The sequence below is a fragment of the Mesorhizobium sp. WSM4813 genome (assembly GCF_055811555.1).
Map to the genome: position 1 here is coordinate 10,400 of NZ_JBVVQU010000007.1, position 17,562 is coordinate 27,961.

16 protein-coding genes are annotated in these 17,562 nt (G+C 62.1%); 7 read left to right on the top strand and 9 right to left on the bottom strand.

Translation table 11 applies throughout. The annotated features are described in order from the left end of the window. From AC0L25_RS05500 to AC0L25_RS05525, 6 genes are all read left to right on the top strand, one after another. Window positions 1-2,252 (top strand): Ig-like domain-containing protein (locus AC0L25_RS05500; protein WP_473594556.1); only part of this gene is annotated, 2,252 nt, incomplete at its 5' end. A gap of 60 nt (window positions 2,253-2,312) precedes the next feature. Continuing rightward, complete coding sequence (locus tag AC0L25_RS05505) at window positions 2,313-2,684, top strand: hypothetical protein (RefSeq protein ID WP_473529075.1); 372 nt, start codon at window positions 2,313-2,315, stop codon at window positions 2,682-2,684. 33 nt (window positions 2,685-2,717) lie between these two features. Beyond that, window positions 2,718-2,933, top strand: a complete 216-nt coding sequence (locus tag AC0L25_RS05510; protein ID WP_473594557.1) for a hypothetical protein — start codon at window positions 2,718-2,720, stop codon at window positions 2,931-2,933. Between the two features lie 151 nt (window positions 2,934-3,084). Next, a complete protein-coding gene (locus AC0L25_RS05515; protein WP_473594558.1) occupies window positions 3,085-4,284 on the top strand; it encodes an ABC transporter substrate-binding protein in 1,200 nt (399 codons plus the stop codon). 33 nt (window positions 4,285-4,317) lie between these two features. Continuing rightward, entirely contained in the window at window positions 4,318-5,022 is a 705-nt protein-coding gene (locus tag AC0L25_RS05520; protein WP_473594559.1) for a thermonuclease family protein, read from the top strand. Between the two features lie 371 nt (window positions 5,023-5,393). Further along, the gene (locus AC0L25_RS05525) at window positions 5,394-6,140 is read left to right on the top strand and encodes a GGDEF domain-containing protein (RefSeq protein ID WP_473594560.1); all 747 of its coding nucleotides are present in this window, start codon (window positions 5,394-5,396) and stop codon (window positions 6,138-6,140) included. A gap of 964 nt (window positions 6,141-7,104) precedes the next feature. On the opposite strand, the gene AC0L25_RS05530 is transcribed toward AC0L25_RS05525, so the two are convergent. From AC0L25_RS05530 to AC0L25_RS05565, 8 genes are all read right to left on the bottom strand, one after another. Then, the gene (locus tag AC0L25_RS05530) at window positions 7,105-8,163 is read right to left on the bottom strand and encodes an ABC transporter ATP-binding protein (protein WP_473594561.1); all 1,059 of its coding nucleotides are present in this window, start codon (window positions 8,161-8,163) and stop codon (window positions 7,105-7,107) included. 46 nt (window positions 8,164-8,209) lie between these two features. Next, window positions 8,210-9,031 (bottom strand): carbohydrate ABC transporter permease, encoded by an 822-nt coding sequence (locus tag AC0L25_RS05535; RefSeq protein WP_023797160.1) that lies wholly within the window; start codon window positions 9,029-9,031, stop codon window positions 8,210-8,212. Continuing rightward, the gene (locus tag AC0L25_RS05540) at window positions 9,032-9,970 is read right to left on the bottom strand and encodes a carbohydrate ABC transporter permease (RefSeq protein ID WP_473594562.1); all 939 of its coding nucleotides are present in this window, start codon (window positions 9,968-9,970) and stop codon (window positions 9,032-9,034) included. Continuing rightward, window positions 9,970-11,307 (bottom strand): ABC transporter substrate-binding protein, encoded by a 1,338-nt coding sequence (locus AC0L25_RS05545; protein ID WP_473594563.1) that lies wholly within the window; start codon window positions 11,305-11,307, stop codon window positions 9,970-9,972. The genes AC0L25_RS05540 and AC0L25_RS05545 overlap by 1 nt, the downstream gene beginning before the upstream one ends. Before the next feature lie 63 nt (window positions 11,308-11,370). Then, window positions 11,371-12,030 (bottom strand): GntR family transcriptional regulator, encoded by a 660-nt coding sequence (locus AC0L25_RS05550; RefSeq protein ID WP_473594564.1) that lies wholly within the window; start codon window positions 12,028-12,030, stop codon window positions 11,371-11,373. A gap of 22 nt (window positions 12,031-12,052) precedes the next feature. Next, window positions 12,053-12,937, bottom strand: coding sequence for a dihydrodipicolinate synthase family protein (locus tag AC0L25_RS05555; RefSeq protein WP_473594565.1), 885 nt, complete (start codon window positions 12,935-12,937; stop codon window positions 12,053-12,055). 151 nt (window positions 12,938-13,088) lie between these two features. Next, window positions 13,089-14,375: a D-tagatose-bisphosphate aldolase, class II, non-catalytic subunit gene (locus AC0L25_RS05560; protein ID WP_473594566.1), complete on the bottom strand. Its 1,287-nt coding sequence runs from the start codon at window positions 14,373-14,375 to the stop codon at window positions 13,089-13,091. Then, window positions 14,372-15,319 carry a sugar kinase gene (locus AC0L25_RS05565; RefSeq protein WP_473594567.1) on the bottom strand — a complete coding sequence of 316 codons (948 nt, stop codon included), beginning with the start codon at window positions 15,317-15,319 and terminating at the stop codon, window positions 14,372-14,374. The genes AC0L25_RS05560 and AC0L25_RS05565 overlap by 4 nt, the downstream gene beginning before the upstream one ends. A 243-nt stretch (window positions 15,320-15,562) precedes the next feature. Between AC0L25_RS05565 and AC0L25_RS05570 the strand changes: the two genes are divergently transcribed. Next, the gene (locus tag AC0L25_RS05570; RefSeq protein ID WP_473594568.1) at window positions 15,563-16,585 is read left to right on the top strand and encodes a LacI family DNA-binding transcriptional regulator; all 1,023 of its coding nucleotides are present in this window, start codon (window positions 15,563-15,565) and stop codon (window positions 16,583-16,585) included. Here AC0L25_RS05570 and AC0L25_RS05575 read toward each other — a convergent pair. Next, complete coding sequence (locus AC0L25_RS05575; protein WP_473594569.1) at window positions 16,566-17,549, bottom strand: alpha/beta hydrolase; 984 nt, start codon at window positions 17,547-17,549, stop codon at window positions 16,566-16,568. The genes AC0L25_RS05570 and AC0L25_RS05575 overlap by 20 nt on opposite strands. Between the last annotated feature and the right edge of the window lie 13 nt (window positions 17,550-17,562).

Consider the following 17,562-nt stretch of genomic DNA (forward strand, 5'->3'; position numbering starts at 1 on the left):
CCGACACCTTCGTCTACACCATCATGGACGGCGACGGCGACCTGTCGACGACAACGCTGACCATCACCCTGTCGGACAGCGGCCTGGCGGCCGCCAATGACGACGCCACGGTCAACGAAGCGGCGCTGGCGATCGGCAGCAATCCGCCGAGCCCGGCCGAGACGGTGACCGGCACGGTCGCCGACAACGTCTCCGGCGGCAGCGGCCCCTACACCTATGCGCTGGTCGGCAGCGCGACCGGCTCGCACGGCACGCTGACCCTCAATGCCGACGGCACCTACAGCTACACGCTGACCGCACCGGTCGACGGCGCCGATGCCAACAACGGCACCAACACGGTCGACAACGTCGAGAGCTTCACCTACCAGGCGACCGACGCCTCCGGCAACACGATCACCAGCACCATCACCATCGACGTCGTCGACGACGTGCCGACGGCGAACGCCGACACCAACAGCGTGGCCGAGGGCGCCATCGCCACCGGCAACGTGCTGAGCGACGCCACCGATGACGTGTTCGGCGCCGACGGTGCGGCCGCCGGTGGCGGCGTTGTCGGCGTGGCTGCCGGCAGCAACACCGCCAGCCCGGTGAGCGGCGGGCTCGGCGGCGCCGGCATTGCCGGCACCTACGGCACGCTGACGCTGAACGCCAACGGCACCTACAGCTATGACGGCTTTGCCAACGCCGTGCCGGCCGGCGGCGCCACCGACACCTTCGTCTACACCATCATGGACGGCGACGGCGACCTGTCGACGACAACGCTGACCATCACCCTGTCGGACGTCAACAATGCGCCGGTTGCCGCAAACACCCAGAACTGGATGTCGAGCGATCCGGCACAGCAAACTTTGAGCACGCCGAGCTATCCCAACGGATATCCCTTGCTGGTGACTATCCCGACCGACGCGGATGGCGATAACCTCATCGTCACCGCGACGGGGACGATCCCCACAGGCACGTTCTATTTCGATGGCGTCACCTACGTCGCCCTGACGGCCGGCACTGTGCTCTACGATCCGGCCGGCGGCATCAACCTGCTGGACGACCTGGTCTACAGGCCGACCGCAACGGTAACCGACACCGTCAACGTCAATCTATCGCTGGACGTCTTCGACGGCACCGCCCACGTCACTCAGACTGTTGGCATCCACGAAGTCCCGCCGACCAGCTTGCCCAGCGATACCGCACAGGTGGGTAATGGTAACAGCCCGCTCACGTCCGGAAATGACCAGACCCAGAACCTGAGCCTGTCCCAAGCCACGGTAAGCGCCATAACGGCCGATCCCCATGGCTCGACGGTAGTAGTCTACACCGACTTCCAGGAGTCGCCCTTCGTAACTCCGATCCCGCTGGGGGAACGCAATCCAGGCGTGTTCGGAGATGGCAGTGCGGGATCGCATCGCGAGCAGGAAGTTCAAGTCGAGATCAGGATTGGAGCGAACCGTTTTGCAGTTGTTGAAGACGATTTGACTGCCGGAACATTCGAGCAGAGTTGGACCTACGACCCGGCCACCGGCCTGATGAAGGCGACCGTCGACTATGACCATATCTTCCTTCTCGACGGCGCCGGGGTCGCAACGACGACGACGCTCGCGGACTATCTGATCGCAAATCCACCGGTCGCCGGCGACACATGGACACTTTCCTATTTCGACAACGATGGCGGCAACTACCAGGCCCGCGCAGTCAGATTCGAATTCTTCTCCCATGATCCTGGCGATCCTGGAATAACGGTGAATGGCGATGCCACCTTGGCCGACCAGATCTATGGCACATCCGGTATCGACCACCTCAATGGCAATGGCGGCAATGACGTCATCATAGGCAGGGGAGGCAATGATTTCCTCAGCGGCGGTGGTGGCAGCGATCTTATCAGCGGTGGCGACGGCAACGATCTCCTCGTTGGAGGTTTCGGCCAAGACACAATGACTGGAGGAAACGGCGCTGATACGTTCAAACTCGACCAGCTGGACATCAAGGATCTGATCTCCGACTACAGCGGCGCCGGCGGCCAGGGCGACGTGATCGACTTGACGTCGTTGTTCGATACAGCCCCGGGGGGAGCCAATATCGGCGAGTTCGTGAACTACGATGCGGGGAGCGGCACGCTAAGCGTCGATGCTGACGGTACCGCCAACGGCACCAATTTCGTGGACGTGGCCACGCTAACGAACGTGCCGGTGTCCAGCACGATCACGCTGCTTTATGACGACGGGATAACCCAGCATACGACCACGGCCAATGCGGTTTAGGGGAATAGTGCACGGGCTAGATGCTATGCTATACATTCGAATGGTAGAGGGGAATTCATCATGAAAAAGTCTGCTAGACTTCTGGTTGCCGGTGCAACACTGTTCCTGGCTGTTGGATCGACGGGGTATGCCGCCGACATCATCGAAGCTCCGTCGGTCGATTATTGTCGCGTCGTCGGCACGTCCAACTTGGTCCAGACCGACAACATCGTCGATCTCAAGAACCAGGTAGTGCAACTGATGGACGAGTCTGTCGCCGTCGCCAACAGCTCGGAATGGATCCATTCGTCACGGCCTGTCTTCGTCTGGGCCTCCGAGGCCAAGGTCGCCTGCGGCAAGGCTTACGGCTATTTGAAGACAAATTATCGCGACGAAGACTACCTAAATAAATGCGAGTGTTTCCACGACCGCATGGTCGAGTACATGAACTAACCAAAATGGCGGCGACGCGCCGGCTGGCTGACAATGATGGCCGCCCGAACACTGCGGGCGATCGCCGGAACGATTGCCTTGATCGGTTTTGACCTGCTTGCCATGCAAGCCGGCGCGGGTGCGTCGGAACAATCCACTAGAGTACAAAATGCTTTGCCCGAGCGGTTACGGCCGACCCGCTGCGATGCCACCCAGGAATGGACGAGAGAAAAGCTGAAGGCATTTGCGACCTGCCAATCGTCGATCTAAGACCTGGAGCCGCAGCTCGCACACGCCGTGATCAGGACGCTCAGAGCCCGGCTTTTGCAGGCTAAAGAACTACAAGACGGCGTAACTCAGCCGTGACATGACTTGAAGATCAGACCGGGAAGGGACCCGGCGGCACATAGGGTGGGAAATCATGGAAGCTGGCCGACAGGTCTTCTGCCTGCGGACGAGGGCAATCGCCTTTGCGCTCGCCGTGGCATTGTCAGGTTGCCAGTCGAAAGGCAGCGTTTCCGAAGCGCTCGATCCGGCTGCAATGGCCGCACCCGGAGTGCAGAATGACGCCGCAGTTGCGGGCCGAGCCCAGGCGACCCAATCGATCGGCAGTGGTTCGACGAAGATCACGATGCTGCTGCCCTTGTCCGCCCCTGGAGCCACGGGGGAAACCGGCAGGAAGATGCTCGATGCCGCAAAACTCGCAATGGCGGATCTTGGCAAAGGATTGCTCACACTGACGGTCGAGGACACGCGGGGCGACAGTGCACACGCCAGCGAATTGTCGATAAAGGCGATCACGACGGGGGCGAAAGTCGTCATCGGTCCGACCGAACTACCGGCGGCACAGCATATTGCCAAATTATCGGGACCGAAACGGCCGCCAGTGTTTGCACTTGCCAACAATTTCGCAGGCGGTCCAGGCGTTTATGCCGTGCGCCTCAGCGAGGCAGACAGCGCGGCCGCGGGCGCCGCAGGCATCGCGGCGAAAGGCAGCAAGAAGTTCGTGTTGCTTGTCGCAGCTGGCTCGAACGGCAGTGCCGTTGAAAAGCGGGTCGCGAACAGCCTAAGCATCTATGGCGCAACGCTGGCGGTCACTATCCCGTACACGGCAGGCGACGGCGGCACCAAAGCGGTCACCGACATGAGCTCACTCGTGGATGCTCCGGACGCCGTCATTGTCGCCAGCGGAGACGACAGCCCGCTGCAAATCCTTGCCGCCCTGAAATCGAAGGGTATCCCGGGAACAACAGTCGCAGTGGTGGGAACAAACCGGTGGCTGGAACGCCCCATCGAACCGCTGTTTGAAGGGGCCTATATCGCCACGCTCGATCCGCGCGAAACCGGACCAATCGCCGACCGCTTCAAGACTGCCTATAACTATCAGCCCGACGTCAATGTCGCCTACGCCTATGATATGGTTGCGCTGACTGCTGGGATCGCCAGCGCGGTTGGACCCGATGGCTTCAGCAAACAGGTACTCGAAAATCCGAGCGGGTTTCGCGGATCCACAGGTCTATTCCGGTTTCGCGCCGACGGATCCAGCCAGCGATCGATGCCGTTCTATCGAATTGAAAAGAGTGCGCTCAAATTGGTTGCCAGATCCACGTCGGGTTTTTGACCCGGCGCGGACCCGTAGGACTTTTTCGACCTGATGGGCAGGCCGAGCCGCATCCGCTTGGCTGTCGCGCTCGCAAGCCTGGAGCTTCTGGCCGGGCTCCTCCTGATCATTCAGGGCGGGGCATTGCTTTCGGTCGACCGGCCTGTTCCTGCGCCGTCTCATGATATCCGCGGCAAGCAGCTGACCCGACCGGGCGCAACCGTTCTCGACGCTCAACGGCGAGAGCCGGCACGCAAGATTGCTCAGGACCTCATCGCTCCGCCACAACTTGATTCTTCGGAAATCGAACGGATTGAGCCCCGTCCGTCACTCAGCGAACTCGGTCTCGCCGTGCCCCCGAAAACGCCGATGCCGCAAGACTGGCGGGAGGTCCTGCTCTACGCTCCGATTGCGAATTCGTCCGCGATCTTCGAATCGATGGGACGGACGGTGGTCATCAGCGGGGTCCAGAGCATTGACATGGACAAGACCTGTTCCTTTCATGACGTCATCTGGCCTTGCGGCCAACGCGCGCGCGCAGCCTTCAACTCCTGGTTGCGCGGACGCGCACTGAATTGTTTCGTGCCACCGGAAGGGGATCGTTTCGCTATCGCCGCCCCATGCAGGCTCGGCAGGCAGGATGTCGGCGCCTGGCTGGTCTCCAATGGCTGGGCCCTTTCATTGCCGAGCGGCATCTACCGCAAGGCGGAGGTGACAGCGATGGACACGGAGATGGGTATATTCGGTCCGCCTCGATAGGCAGCTCGCCGTTTGAGCCCTAAGGGAACCCTACTTGCCGAAGCTGGAGCATGATCCCGAAAAGTGGAATCCGGTTTTCGGAAAAGATCATGCTCAAACATAAAGACAGAGCCCCATCCCGATTTTATCGGGGCGGAACAGGCTCTAGAGCAGCATGCTGATACAGGCGGCTGCCTGCGCTGCTGGTTGTTCAGCCTGCGCCGACACTTAGTTCGTTAACTGTTGTCTTCCATCTTTCTCGCGGGCAACTCCAGCTTCATCTGTGGGTCAGCCAGAGCTCGTCAATCCGATCTATCAAATTGTATTGGCTTTTGAGACCGAATTTGTAACTTGCCGGCCTTATGCCAGCCTATCTGACAGGAGATCGGGTAGTGACAAAATCGATGGCGAACAGCTCTGCCCAGGCGTGGAAGAGTACCGCGTGGCTGACGCTTCTGGGGACCGCCGGGAGTTTGGGCTTTTCGCTAGCCCTCAACTATCTGCTCCTGTTCGCCGATGGGCTCACGCCGTTCGGACGCGGCGTCGTCACGGCAACGCTCGTCCCCCTCGCCATTGGGCTCCCGCTTTTCCTGTTGATCGGCTGGGGCCGGGTTGAGATCCGCCGCTACCGGCAAGAGCTAAACAAGTCAGCGACCTACGACGGCCTGACGGGCTGCTTGAACGGAACGGTTTTTACTTCGATCATCGAACGGAGAGTAAAGAAGCCATTTGAGCATGGCTCTCGTTCGGGCGCCTTCCTGGTCATCCATCCCGAACACCTTCGATCCATCAACCTACGATTTGGTATTGAATGGGGCGACGAGGCCTTGCGGCTCATAGCCTCGACCATAAGGTCATCAGTACGCGAGAAGGATCTGATCGGCCGCATAGGGACATCCATCTTTGGGGTATTTCTACCTGGTGCCACTGAAGAAGACGCCAAGGAGGTCGGTGAGCGTATACGGGCGCGCGTTGCGCAAGTCTATTTCGCGCCAAAAGGGGCGGAGGATGTCCTGAGCATAAGCGTCGGAGGGGTCGTCTTCGAAAATGAACGCGCGTTTGACGAGATGTTCCGGTCCGCCGAGCAGCTGCTGTCCAGAAATGGAACCGACTTCGAACTGTCTCGTCTGCCCAGTTAACGATCACCGACGCTAGGACGCCAATCGGAATTTTTGGTCTATGGATCTCCCTCTAACCAGATATCTGCCGTACTGGCTTGGCCAATCGGCGTCCCCGCTTGCAGGGCAGCAACTCGCTCTGCCTGCGAGGTTGGTGTGAACCGCCTGCAGGACAGGGCAAGGCGAACGCCGATGAGGATACACCGATCGCCCCCGGCGGAGCCATCCGCGAGAGTCGCCACCAGCTTTTACACCCTTCGTTGGCAGCCGACAGACCGCCGGAATAAACGACTTTAAACGGACGGTTGCATGTCGCAGCCGCTACCCGACATGGTACTTGCGCCATCCCTAAAATGATGGGATGTTGGTTCGGGGTATTGAGTATCGAGTATTGGGTTGGGGGAGCCTCTCGGCTGTTGTCAGTTCCGGGACGCTTTGAAAAAACAGATGAACGTTCTGCAGGTCCTGGTGGGGATACTCACTACGTCGTGCCTTGTGTCGATCTCGACGTATTGGGCAACGGGTTCAATCGGCTGGGCGATCATTAGCCCGGTAGTTTTGCAAGTCGGGTATTTTGTCTACATGCTCTGGAGGGTCTACGGCGCAGAAGCCGCAGAAGCTGATCCGGGACTCGAGAGCGTTGGCCCGATCGACCGCAGAGATGGTATCTCGCTCTAGCGCATGACCCACGATCCGAAGGTTGGCGTCACCGAAAATCGGAGTATTTTTGCCAGGGGCCATGAGGCCGGGTCATGCGGCAGCTCAAAGTGCCGCAGCGCCGTTGCGTGCAGGAGGTAGACGAGGGGTTAGCGGCTTCGGACTTGCAGGTCATTGAACTGTGATGCCCCGCTGGCATGCTGTAAGAGCGGTAGCTGTCTTGAGGCTCTACCGACCCAGTTCCTCAACGACGTTGTCGGGATCACCATAGTTTCAAAGTCTTGGTGAACCTCAGCCGTGAGCGAACCCGCCACGCAGGCCACGCCAATCACAGGCGCCGGCCGGTTTTCGCGTCGAACAGGTGGGCGCATGCGCGATCGATCTCGATCCGCACCTGCGCGCCTTGCTTGAGCGGTAGCCGCTCGCGGAACAGGCAGGAAATTTCCTCGCCGGCGCAGTCGACCTTGGCGAAGATTTCCGAACCCGTGGCTTCCAGAAGCGTCACCGTTCCTGGCATGCCCTGGGCGGTTGCGCGGATATGTTCGGGGCGGATGCCGTAGACAAGTTCGCGTCCTGCAGCATCAGCCGGGCGGGCGCCTTCCGGCAGCGGCAGGATCAGCCCGCCGGCGCCGCGGAACGCGCCTTCCTCGATGCGGCCGGCAATGAAGTTCATGGCAGGCGAGCCGATAAAGCCGGCAACGAAGAGATTGGCCGGCTGGTCGTAGAGGTCCAGCGGCGCGCCGATCTGCTCGACAAGGCCGTCATGCAGCACGACGATCTTGTCGGCCATGGTCATCGCTTCGATCTGGTCATGCGTGACGTAGATGGTGGTGGTGCCCAGCCGCTGGTGCAGCGCCTTGATCTCGCCGCGCATCTGGACGCGCAGCTTGGCATCGAGATTGGAGAGCGGCTCGTCGAACAGGAAGACCTGCGGGTCGCGCACGATGGCGCGGCCCATGGCGACGCGCTGGCGCTGGCCGCCGGAGAGCTGACGCGGATAGCGCTCAAGCAGCTTTTCCAGGCCGAGGATGCTGGCGGCATTCCTGACGCGGCCGGCGGTATCGGCCGGATCGGCTTTCTTGATCTTCAGGGCAAAGCCCATATTGCCGGCAACCGTCATATGCGGATAGAGCGCGTAGTTCTGGAACACCATGGCGATGTTCCGGTCCCGCGCCCGCAGATTGTTGACCATACGCTCGCCGATGGCGATCTTCCCGCCCGAGATCGTTTCAAGTCCGGCGATCATACGCAGCAGCGTCGACTTTCCGCATCCCGACGGGCCGACCAGGATGACGAACTCGCCGTCGGCGATATCGACGCTGACGTCGTGGATGATCTTGGTGGCTCCGAAAGCCTTCTGCACGTTGTTGATTGTTACCGATGCCATTGGATTTCTCCGGGAGAAAAGAGTGATGTCCAGCTAGATTGCGGCTTCAGCCGCCCTTGACCGCTCCGGCGGTCAGCCCCGCGACAATCTGCTTTTGCGCGAACATGGTCAGCACCAGCACCGGCAGTGTCACCACCAGCGCCGCCGCGGCGAGCGGCCCCCAGCTCACCTGCTCGTAGGAAAGCATGTTGTAGACGGCGACCGGCAGCGTGCGCGTCTCACGGCTGGCGAGCACCACGCCGAAGACGAAATTGTTCCACGAAAAGATAACGGACAGGATGAAGGCGACAACGATGCCCGGCTTGGCGATGGGCAGGGCGACCAGCCGGAACACCTGCCAGGAGCTGGCGCCGTCGATGTTGGCCGCCTCTTCCAGTTCCATCGGCGTGGTCTCGAAATAGCCGATCATCACCCAGACTACGATCGGCACCGTCACCACCAGGTGGATGATGATCTGCGGCCAGAGCGTGCCGAGGATGCCGATCCATTGGAACAGCAGAAACAGCGGGATGAGATAGGACAGCCCCGGCGTCATACGGGCGATCATGATGACGACCGCCGATTTTTCGGCCTTGAGCCGCGCTATGCCATAGCCGGCCGGTACGCCGATCAGCAGCGCCAGCAGTGTCGCCGTGCCGGTCACCAGAACCGAATTCCAGAGATAGAGCAGGAAATTGTTCTCCTCGAACACCTTCACATAGTTCGACCAGGCGAAACGTTCGGGGATCAGGATCGGCGGATAGGCGCCGTTGTCGATCTCGAATTTCAGCGACAGCGAGATCATCCAGAGGAAGAACAGGATCGCCGGCGAGACGATGACCAGAGCCGCGAAAAACAGGCCGATCTGGTTGAGCAGACGTGAGCTCATCTATTTGCCCTCCGCATCGTTCCACTGCGAGCGCTGGCGCAGCATCAGGAGAATGAATGACAGCGCCACGATGACGATGAAGAACACCACGGCCATGGCCGAGCCATAGCCGATGTCGTAGTAGGAGAAGGCGGTGTTGTAGAGATAGATATTGATGGTTTCGGACGCCGTGCCCGGTCCGCCCTGGGTCATCGCATAGATGATGTCGAAGCTCTTCAGCGCGTCGATGGTGCGGATGATCAACGCAATCATCAGGAACGGCGCGATCATCGGCAGGGTGAGGTAGCGGAATTGCTGCCAGGCATTGGCACCGTCGATCTCGGCGCTCTCGAACGGCTCGCGCGGTACCGAGGCCAGCCCGCCCAGCACGATCAGCATCACCAGCGGCGTCCACTGCCAGGTCTCGACCGCGACCAGCGAAGGGATGACCGTGTTGGCGTTGAATATCCATTCCTGCGCCGGGATGCCGACCAGCGATAGAAGGTAGTTGAGCACGCCGAGTTGGGGATGGAACATCATGGTCCAGACCAGCGCCACGGCAACTGGCGTTGCCATCATCGGCATGACGAAGACGCCGCGCAGCAGGCCGCGCAGCGGAAACCTGGCATCGAAGATCAGGGCGGCGACAGTGCCCAAGAACATCGGCGCTGCCACCGAGAGGGAGGTGTAGGTCAACGTATGAACAAGGGATTCCCAGAATCGCGGGTCGCTGGCCAGACGGAGATAGTTTTCCATCCCGGCAAAGCTCCGCGACTGGCCGAGCGTCCAGCGGTTGACGCTCATCCAGAGCGTGAAGGCCCAGGGAAAGACGATCACGGCGCCAACGACGACGAGAGCCGGAACGACGAAAGGCCAGTAGTTGGGAGCCAGCCGAATCGTCTGGCTCCCTTCGATGGCTTGCGTCGCTACCCCGGTGCGTTCAGGGGCGATGGCGGACATCAGCCCTGCTCGCTCCTGTCGAGAACCGGCTGGAACTGCGCGGTGGCCTTCTTCAGCTCTTCGGCAGGATCAGCGCCGGCAATCATGTTTGTCAGCGCCACGCCGTAGATGTCGCGGAACTCGGTGACCGGGATGATCACCGGCAACGCCAGCTTGCTGATGTTGCCGGACTGAACCACCGCATCGAGCCAGCTTGCCGGCATGGTGACGCCTTCGCGCACCTTGGGATCTTCCAGCACCGACTTGCGGAACGGCACGCCGGCGCCTGCCTGGAGCAGGCGTGCGCCCATCGCCGGGGATACCGCCCACTGACAGAACAGATAGGCGGCTTCCTTCTTTTCGCTGGAGGCGGTGACGCCGAGGCCGTCGCCGAACGTCCCGGAGGCATGCGCCTTGGGACCCTTGGGCATGACGCCGTAGCCGACCTTGCCGACCACGCGCGACTTTTCGGGATTTTCCATCGGCGGGGCAAAACCCACGCCATCGAACCACATGCCGATCTTGCCTTGCAGGAAGGCGGACTGCGCTTCAGCCCAATTGAAGCCGGTGACGCCCGGAGGGGCGGACTTGGTCATCAGCCTCTGGTAGAGGGCAGCGGCCTCGATCGCCTCGGGCGTTTCGGTGCGCAGCTTTCCCTTGTCGTCGAGCGGCGTCATGCCGTAGCCGAGCATCAGCGACGTCCACACCGGCGTGTTGGCATTCTTGAGGCCGCGGGCGACGAAACCGAACGTGCCGGCCGATGGATCGGTCAGCGCTTCGGCGGCGGCCACCAGCTGGTCGAAAGTCTCGGGATAGTTGAGGCCCTTGGCCTCGAACAGCTCCTTGTTCCAGTAGACGATCCAGTAGTCCACCGAGAAGGGCAGCGAACGCAGCACGCCCTGGTTATCCTTGGCGAAAAGCATGCCGGCCTCGGCGAAATCGCTTTCGACTAGGCCGGGATCGGTCAGCGTCGGGTCAGCGAGATAGCCGGCGATGTCGGCCAGCCAGCCACCCTTTTCGAACTGGCGCTTCTGCACGTGATAGCTCAGATGCACAACATCGAAGCTCGGCTTGCCGGAGCTGAGCTCGATTACCGTCTTCTGCCGCTGTTGTTGTTCCGGCGTCGCCTCGGCATTGACCTTGATGCCGGTCAGCTCCTCGAATTCGGCGATATATTTCAGGATGGTGTCGCTGCGCGGGCTTTTAACCAGATTGACGTCGAGCGTGGTGCCGGCAAAACGCTTCCAGTCGACGCTGGCGGAAAAACTCGGGCGAAGGCCCGCCAGGCCCGCGGCTGCCAGCGCCGTGGTTCCTGCAAGGACTTGCCTTCTTGTTGGCTTGAACGGATTGGACGACATTTCTTCCTCCCTTGGGTTGCTGTCGTTGTGGATAGCGTCGCGGCAGCCGCGAACCATACGTCCTCAGATCTGGAGCGCCAACCGGCGCGCATTGTCGATATGCCGGCTGATCGCCTCGACCGCCTTTTGCGGATCGCGGCTCTCGAGCGCTTCGATCACCGTCAGGTGCTCCTGCATCACCGGCACGACGCGCCCATCGATGCGGAAACGCTCCTGGTGGATCAGCCTGATCTTTACCGAATTGACTAGATACGCCTTGGCGATGATCTCGTTGCCCAGCGCATCGATGAAGGTGTCGTGCATGGCCCAATCGATGTTCTGGGCCTTGGCTTCCATTTCCGGCGTCGGCGTCTGCGACAAGGCTTGAGCCAGCATGTCCTCATGTTCGCGCCGCAGGCCGGCGAGCACGGCGTCGGAGGCGTTGACGGTGAACAGCGCCACCGCCTCACGCTCCATGAACAGGCGAAACTGGAAGGCTTCGCGGATCAGGTTGATGTCGATATGGGCGATCTGCATGCCGCGCTGCGGGATCGTCGTCAAAAGCCCCTCGGCTTCGAGACGCGGCACGATCTCGCGGATGGCGCCAAGCGGCAGCCCGGTAAAGGCAACCAGCTCGCGCTGCGACACGAATTGTCCCGGCCTGAGATCGCGGGCCAGCAAATGCCGCGTGAAGCTGGCATAAGCTTTTTCCCTGAGGGTGGCCGGTTCGCTGCTGTCGTCCATTTCAGCGCGCTTCCCTTGCCGGTCAGGCCGGCTCTGTCGCAAACAGCCTGTCATAGGCGGCAGCAAGCTGTTGCCGCCCCTGCGAGGTGATCGGCTCCAGCGGCGGACGGACGGTCAGCCAGCGCTCGTCGGCGGTCTTGCGCGCCACCATGACCTTCACCGCAGGGATAACTGGATATTTGAGCAATTCGAGCACGAAGCTCTCGACGCGGGCATCGTCGCGCCCGTCCTCGGCCATGGCGCGGATTTCGCCGGTGACAAAATTGGCCATACCGGAAATGGCGCCCTGCCCGCCCTGGCGCACACTTCTGGCCAGGTGCCGCTCGTCGCCGATCAGGATCACCAGGTCACCATGGGCTCTCAGCAGCGCCTCGCTGTAGCTCCAGTCGCCACCCGAATCCTTGACGCCGGCGACCACTCCGGGGAAAGCCGCACGCAGCCGACCGATCAGGGCAAGCGGAAGCGGCACCATGGTGACAGAAGGGATGTTGTAGAGGAGAACGCCGCGGGCCAGCGGGCCGAGCGCAGCGAAGACGGCGGAAAACCATCCGAACAGCCCGTCCTCGCCGACATTCTTGAAGTAGCTCGGCGGAGCCAGCAGGATGTTGCGGACGCCGCATTGCAAGGCATGCCGCGCCTGTTCGGCGGCGTCTTCGGCCGCATCGACCAGCACGCTGGCGACGAGCTGATGTGCCGGAATGCCGGCGGCCAGCATGGCCTCGGTAACGATCCGCCGCTCTCCTGTGCCCACCGAGGCGCCTTCCCCGGTGGTGCCGAAGAGCGTTGCGCTGCTGCAGCCGGCGCCAAGGCAAGCCCGGGCCTGCGTGATCATCGGAGAGATGGCGATTTGCCCGGACGGCTTGAAAGGCGTGGTGAGGGCAACCGAAAGACCAAAGCGCGAGGCCACTGCTATTCTCTCCAGATATCAATGTGCGCGCAGCATTAGCACACTAACATGTTAGTTGTAAATTGCTGCGGCGCCCTTTTCGAAACGACGTCGACATCGGATGTATATGAGGCGGATTTAGGCGGATGCCGTCTTTCCGGCAGCGCGATCCCTACTGTCCCGTCGCGTCCGCGTAGATATCGAGGACACGGGTGATGCTGCCGATCAGAAGGCCGTGCGCGAGGGGCTTGACCCGGCCTGCCGCAACCTCGGCGTCGAGCTGCCCCAGATACTGGCTGATCAGAGGCCGGGGAATATCCTTGTCGCCCAGCACGTCCAGCAGCGTCTGCGTCGCGCGTTGCGCCGCCGGCGTCGGCCAGTAATAGCGGATGCGGTCGCTGAACGAGAAGTGCCGTTGCACGCGCTGCTCTTCCGGCGTGCCCGGATAGTATTTCTGCCAATTGTCCGGCGACGCCAGCATGATGCGTTCCATCGCGGCAGGCAGGCTTTCGCGCGAAGGGTCCGGCGCGAGGATATCGGCGATATGACTGAGCCCATACAGCGCTTCGCGAAGCGCGAAAGTAAGCCAGGGTCCGACCTTGAGGATGGCGAAGCCGTCGCGAACGAGAGCGTCAAGCGATTCGGCCGGCTGGTAGTCGGTCGAATGCGCCTCAAAAACAAACTGCGGCATGCGGTCGAGCACGGCCACCAGTTCGGTCGCCTTGGCCGGCGCATAGGGCACGATCCCGGTGTTGCCGAATTCGACGCCGGGCTGGACCACGACGCCGATCGCACGGGCGAAAGCGGCTTCGAGACCGGCTTGGGAAAACGCTCGCGCGTGGATTTCTACGGTGCGCAAGGCATCTCCGGGCGCCGTCACATGCAGGTGGTCGAGCGCCTCCAGCGCCCCGCCCGGCACCGGAACTTCGGTGCCGATGACGTAGACGGGTTTTTCGCCGCCTGCCCGCTCGACCGCCGCCTCGGCGATTTCAGCAAGTTCGGCCGCGCGTGCGGCGATGATCTCGTCGGCAAGCACCGTAGGGTCGTCGGCGCAGGCCATGCTCGTATCCAGATGCATCTTGGTGAAGCCGGCGCTCGCATAGGCATCGATCATCGCCGCCGCCTTCTTCATCGCGGCGGCCGCGGCCATGTGCTTCCACGGATTCGGCCCGAGATGATCGCCGCCGAGGATCAGGCGATCAATTGGGAAACCTGCTTTCTGCGCATGCGCCTCGACAAAGCTGCGGAAGCCGGCGGGCGTCATCCCGGTGTAGCCGCCCTCGTGGTTGACCTGGTTGCAGGTGGCCTCGATCAGCACGTCCGCGTGCCGCGCCGTGCCTTGGCGCAGGGCAGCCTCGATGACCAGCGGATGCGCCGAGCAGACCGAGGCGATGCCGCTTCTCTCACCTGCGGCGCGCCTGGCCGCAATGTTTGCAAACCTGTGCGTCGCGGCACTCACTGCGTGTTCTTCCCTGTGGCGATGAAGGCCTCGACCGCTTCAAGTGGGAAAATGCCTTCCATCGGCCCCTTGCGGGTGACGGCGAGCGCACCGCAGGCATTGGCGATCCGCAGGGCTTCGGCAGGAGCCGCGCCGCGCAGCCAGAACGAGACGAAGGCAGCACCGAAACAATCACCCGCGCCGGTCGGATCGATCTCGTCGACGGCAAAGCCTGACGAGGCGACCGCACCGTGGCGATCATGATAAACGGCGCCGGCGGCACCTTTCTTAAGGACGATGCAGGACACGCCACGGGCCAGCAATTCGTCGACCGCGCCCTTCTCGTCCTTCGCCGACGAAAACAGGAAGAGCTCCTCGCCGCTCGGCAGGAAGATGTCGGCTCGCGCCAGCACTTGGTCGAGTGCTGCGCGCATGCCGGACGCATGCATGATCTCGCGGCGGATGTTCGGATCGAAGGACACGGTTCCACCCCCGGCCTTGACAGTCTCGATCGCCGATAGCGCCACCGCGACGGCGCGGTCGGAAAACAGCGACGAGCCCATGATATGGACGTGATCGGCATCGGCGAGCAGCTTTGTCGCCGCCGTGTCGGTCTCAATCAGGCCGGCGGCGCTGTTGCGGATGTTGAAGACGAAATGCCGGCTGGCGTCAGCCCGGTAGGTGACGAAGGCCGTGCCCGTCGCATGGCCCTTGTGAACCGCGATCGCCGACACGTCGGCGCCCAGCGCCCGCAGCCGCTCGATGTTGAGCCTGCCGAAATCATCGTCGCCGACGGCCCCGACAAGGCCAGCCGGCTGGCCGAGCGCCGCCGCCTGGCCGATGAAGATGGCGGGCGCGCCGGACGGGTAGGGTCCAAGCAGCGGACCAGGCTCGAGAAAGCTCTGGCCGATCCGCTCGGCCATGATCTCGACGAGTATCTCGCCGGCACTGACCAGCTTTTTCATCTCGCGGAATCCCTCCGTGCGTTTTCGCCCGGCCTCGCTTCGGATGAACCTCGCGAGCATTTTCCGGGGATACGAATTTCGAATACGCCCACGGAGGTGAATACGGCTTGTGCTTTTTCGCGTCAATTAATAAATTGACGCATGGAAACTATCGAAATTGTCTGTAAAGTTTCGCCTTGCGGTTGCGCGCTGGCGCACCGTATGTAGAGACCGGGCAGCGCTCGTAGCAGCGCGGGGGCTTTGATGTCGATAACGCACAAGACTATGGAGGATTTTGCGCGCTCTTGCGGCGTCTCCAGGCCGACACTGTCGAAATATTTCGATGATCCGACCAGCGTCAAGCCGGCGACACGGCAGCGGATCGAGGTTGCGCTGCGCGCGTCCGACTACCAGCCCAATCTCTTTGCGCGCAACCTGAACCGCAAGCGAACCCGCAGCATTGGCATCGTGGTGCCAACGGTTGCCGATCCCTTCTATTCCGAGATGGTCAGCCGCATCGAACTCAGGCTGCGCGACGAGGGCTACTGGCCGATCGTGATCTCCTCGCATGGCTCGCGCGAGCTCGAAGTGGAAGCGACGCGAACCATTCTTTCGCTAAAAGTTTCCGGCGCTCTGATTGCGCCGCTCGGGTTGCGTTCGGACCACCGCACGCTGGAAAAGCTGACGCAGACCATACCGATCGTCTATTTCGACACTTATCTGGAGGGCGACACGCCGTTCGTCGGCAACAACAACAGCCAGAGCGTCTCGACCATCGTCGATTATCTCTGCCGTTCCGGCGATGCCCCGGTCTATTTCGACATCCCGCACGTCAACCACAATTCGCGCGAACGCCTGAACAGCTATGTCGGCGCCATGCAGCGGCTCGGCCATGAGCCGGTGGTCATCGGCAATACCGATGACTACACCTGGGATTTCGAGCGGATCGGCTACGAGCAGATGGAAAAGATGCTCGGCAATGGTGGCCTGCCGGGCAAGACCATTCTGTGCGCCAACGACCGTCTCGCCTTCGGTGTGATGGCCGCCGCCTACTCGCAAGGTCGCAAGGTCGGCCGCAAGAGCGATTGCGACCTGCGGGTCGCAGCCCATGACGACCATCCGCTGAGCCGCTACACCTGCCCTGCCCTCACCACCATGGCGCAGGACTTCGCTTCCATGGCGGGACGCAGCGTCGAGACGCTGCTGGCCCTGCTGGACGAGGACGACGCGGCAGTTGCCTCCAAAGTCAGTCTCGACGCGACGCTGGTCATGCGTCAGTCGGCCTGAGCGTTTCAAAGATAGGATCGAAGCCGCGCCATGCGGCAACCGCTGCGCCAACTGCCTGCCGCGCCGCCGGGCTGTGGCGGCCCATCGAGACGAAGCCGTGTATCTGGCCGGGCCAGCGCCGCAGGACGACCGGCGCGCCGTCAATTTCCAGACGCTTGGCATAAGCCTCGCCTTCGTCGGTGAGGATGTCATGACCGGCGATGGCGACAAAAGCCGGCGCTGCGCCGGCAAGGCTCTCGGCCTTGAGTGGCGACACGCGCCAGTCGTCGATATCCTTGGCATCCCTGATATAGCGGTCGCGGAACCAGGCCATGGTCGCGGTTGTCAGGCCATAGCCGTCGGCGAAGCGGCGATAGCTGTCCGCCGCCTGCGAGGCGTCCGTGTTCGGATAGAACAGCAGTTGCGCGGTCGGCGGGTTCTTGTCGCCGCGCGCAAGCAGGCAAAGCACGGTGGCGAGATTGCCGCCGGCGCTGTCGCCGGCGACAGCGATCCTTCCTGCATCGATGCCGAGATCGCCCGCGCCGTCCTGCATGAAGGAAAGTGCGGCGCGGCCATCTTCGATGGCCGCCGGGAATTTGTGTTCCGGCGCCAGCCGGTAATCGGGAGAGACGACGACGCAGGCCGCCATGTTGGCAAACCACCGGCAAATCTCGTCATGGGAGTCGAGGCTTCCGATCACCCAGCCGCCGCCATGCAGATAGAGCAGCGCAGGAGCAGCGGCCTCGACCGCGCCCTGTCCGCGATAGATCTTGAGCGTCAGCGGGCCGCCTGGCCCGGCGATGGTGCGCTCGGTCAGTGAGCCAACCGGCTCGCGCTCGCCCTGGAGTGCAGGAAAGCCTTGCTCATAGGCGCGGCGCGCTTCTTCGGGCGTGCCGGCTTCGAATGGCGGGGCAGCCGCCTGCCGGTCGAGGTCGAGCACATGCCGGGCCTCCGGATCGAGCAAGGGCGAAAGCGATGTCGTCATATTAGGTCCCCTC

Bases quoted from the DNA above. Each gene is read 5' to 3' on its own strand.
- AC0L25_RS05505 (WP_473529075.1), top strand. From the start codon at position 2,313: ATGAAAAAGTCTGCTAGACTTCTGGTTGCCGGTGCAACACTGTTCCTG.
- AC0L25_RS05510 (WP_473594557.1), top strand. From the start codon at position 2,718: ATGATGGCCGCCCGAACACTGCGGGCGATCGCCGGAACGATTGCCTTG.
- AC0L25_RS05515 (WP_473594558.1), top strand. From the start codon at position 3,085: ATGGAAGCTGGCCGACAGGTCTTCTGCCTGCGGACGAGGGCAATCGCC.
- AC0L25_RS05520 (WP_473594559.1), top strand. From the start codon at position 4,318: ATGGGCAGGCCGAGCCGCATCCGCTTGGCTGTCGCGCTCGCAAGCCTG.
- AC0L25_RS05530 (WP_473594561.1), bottom strand. From the start codon at position 8,163: ATGGCATCGGTAACAATCAACAACGTGCAGAAGGCTTTCGGAGCCACC.
- AC0L25_RS05535 (WP_023797160.1), bottom strand. From the start codon at position 9,031: ATGAGCTCACGTCTGCTCAACCAGATCGGCCTGTTTTTCGCGGCTCTG.
- AC0L25_RS05540 (WP_473594562.1), bottom strand. From the start codon at position 9,970: ATGTCCGCCATCGCCCCTGAACGCACCGGGGTAGCGACGCAAGCCATC.
- AC0L25_RS05545 (WP_473594563.1), bottom strand. From the start codon at position 11,307: ATGTCGTCCAATCCGTTCAAGCCAACAAGAAGGCAAGTCCTTGCAGGA.
- AC0L25_RS05550 (WP_473594564.1), bottom strand. From the start codon at position 12,030: ATGGACGACAGCAGCGAACCGGCCACCCTCAGGGAAAAAGCTTATGCC.
- AC0L25_RS05565 (WP_473594567.1), bottom strand. From the start codon at position 15,319: ATGAAAAAGCTGGTCAGTGCCGGCGAGATACTCGTCGAGATCATGGCC.
- AC0L25_RS05570 (WP_473594568.1), top strand. From the start codon at position 15,563: ATGTCGATAACGCACAAGACTATGGAGGATTTTGCGCGCTCTTGCGGC.
- AC0L25_RS05575 (WP_473594569.1), bottom strand. From the start codon at position 17,549: ATGACGACATCGCTTTCGCCCTTGCTCGATCCGGAGGCCCGGCATGTG.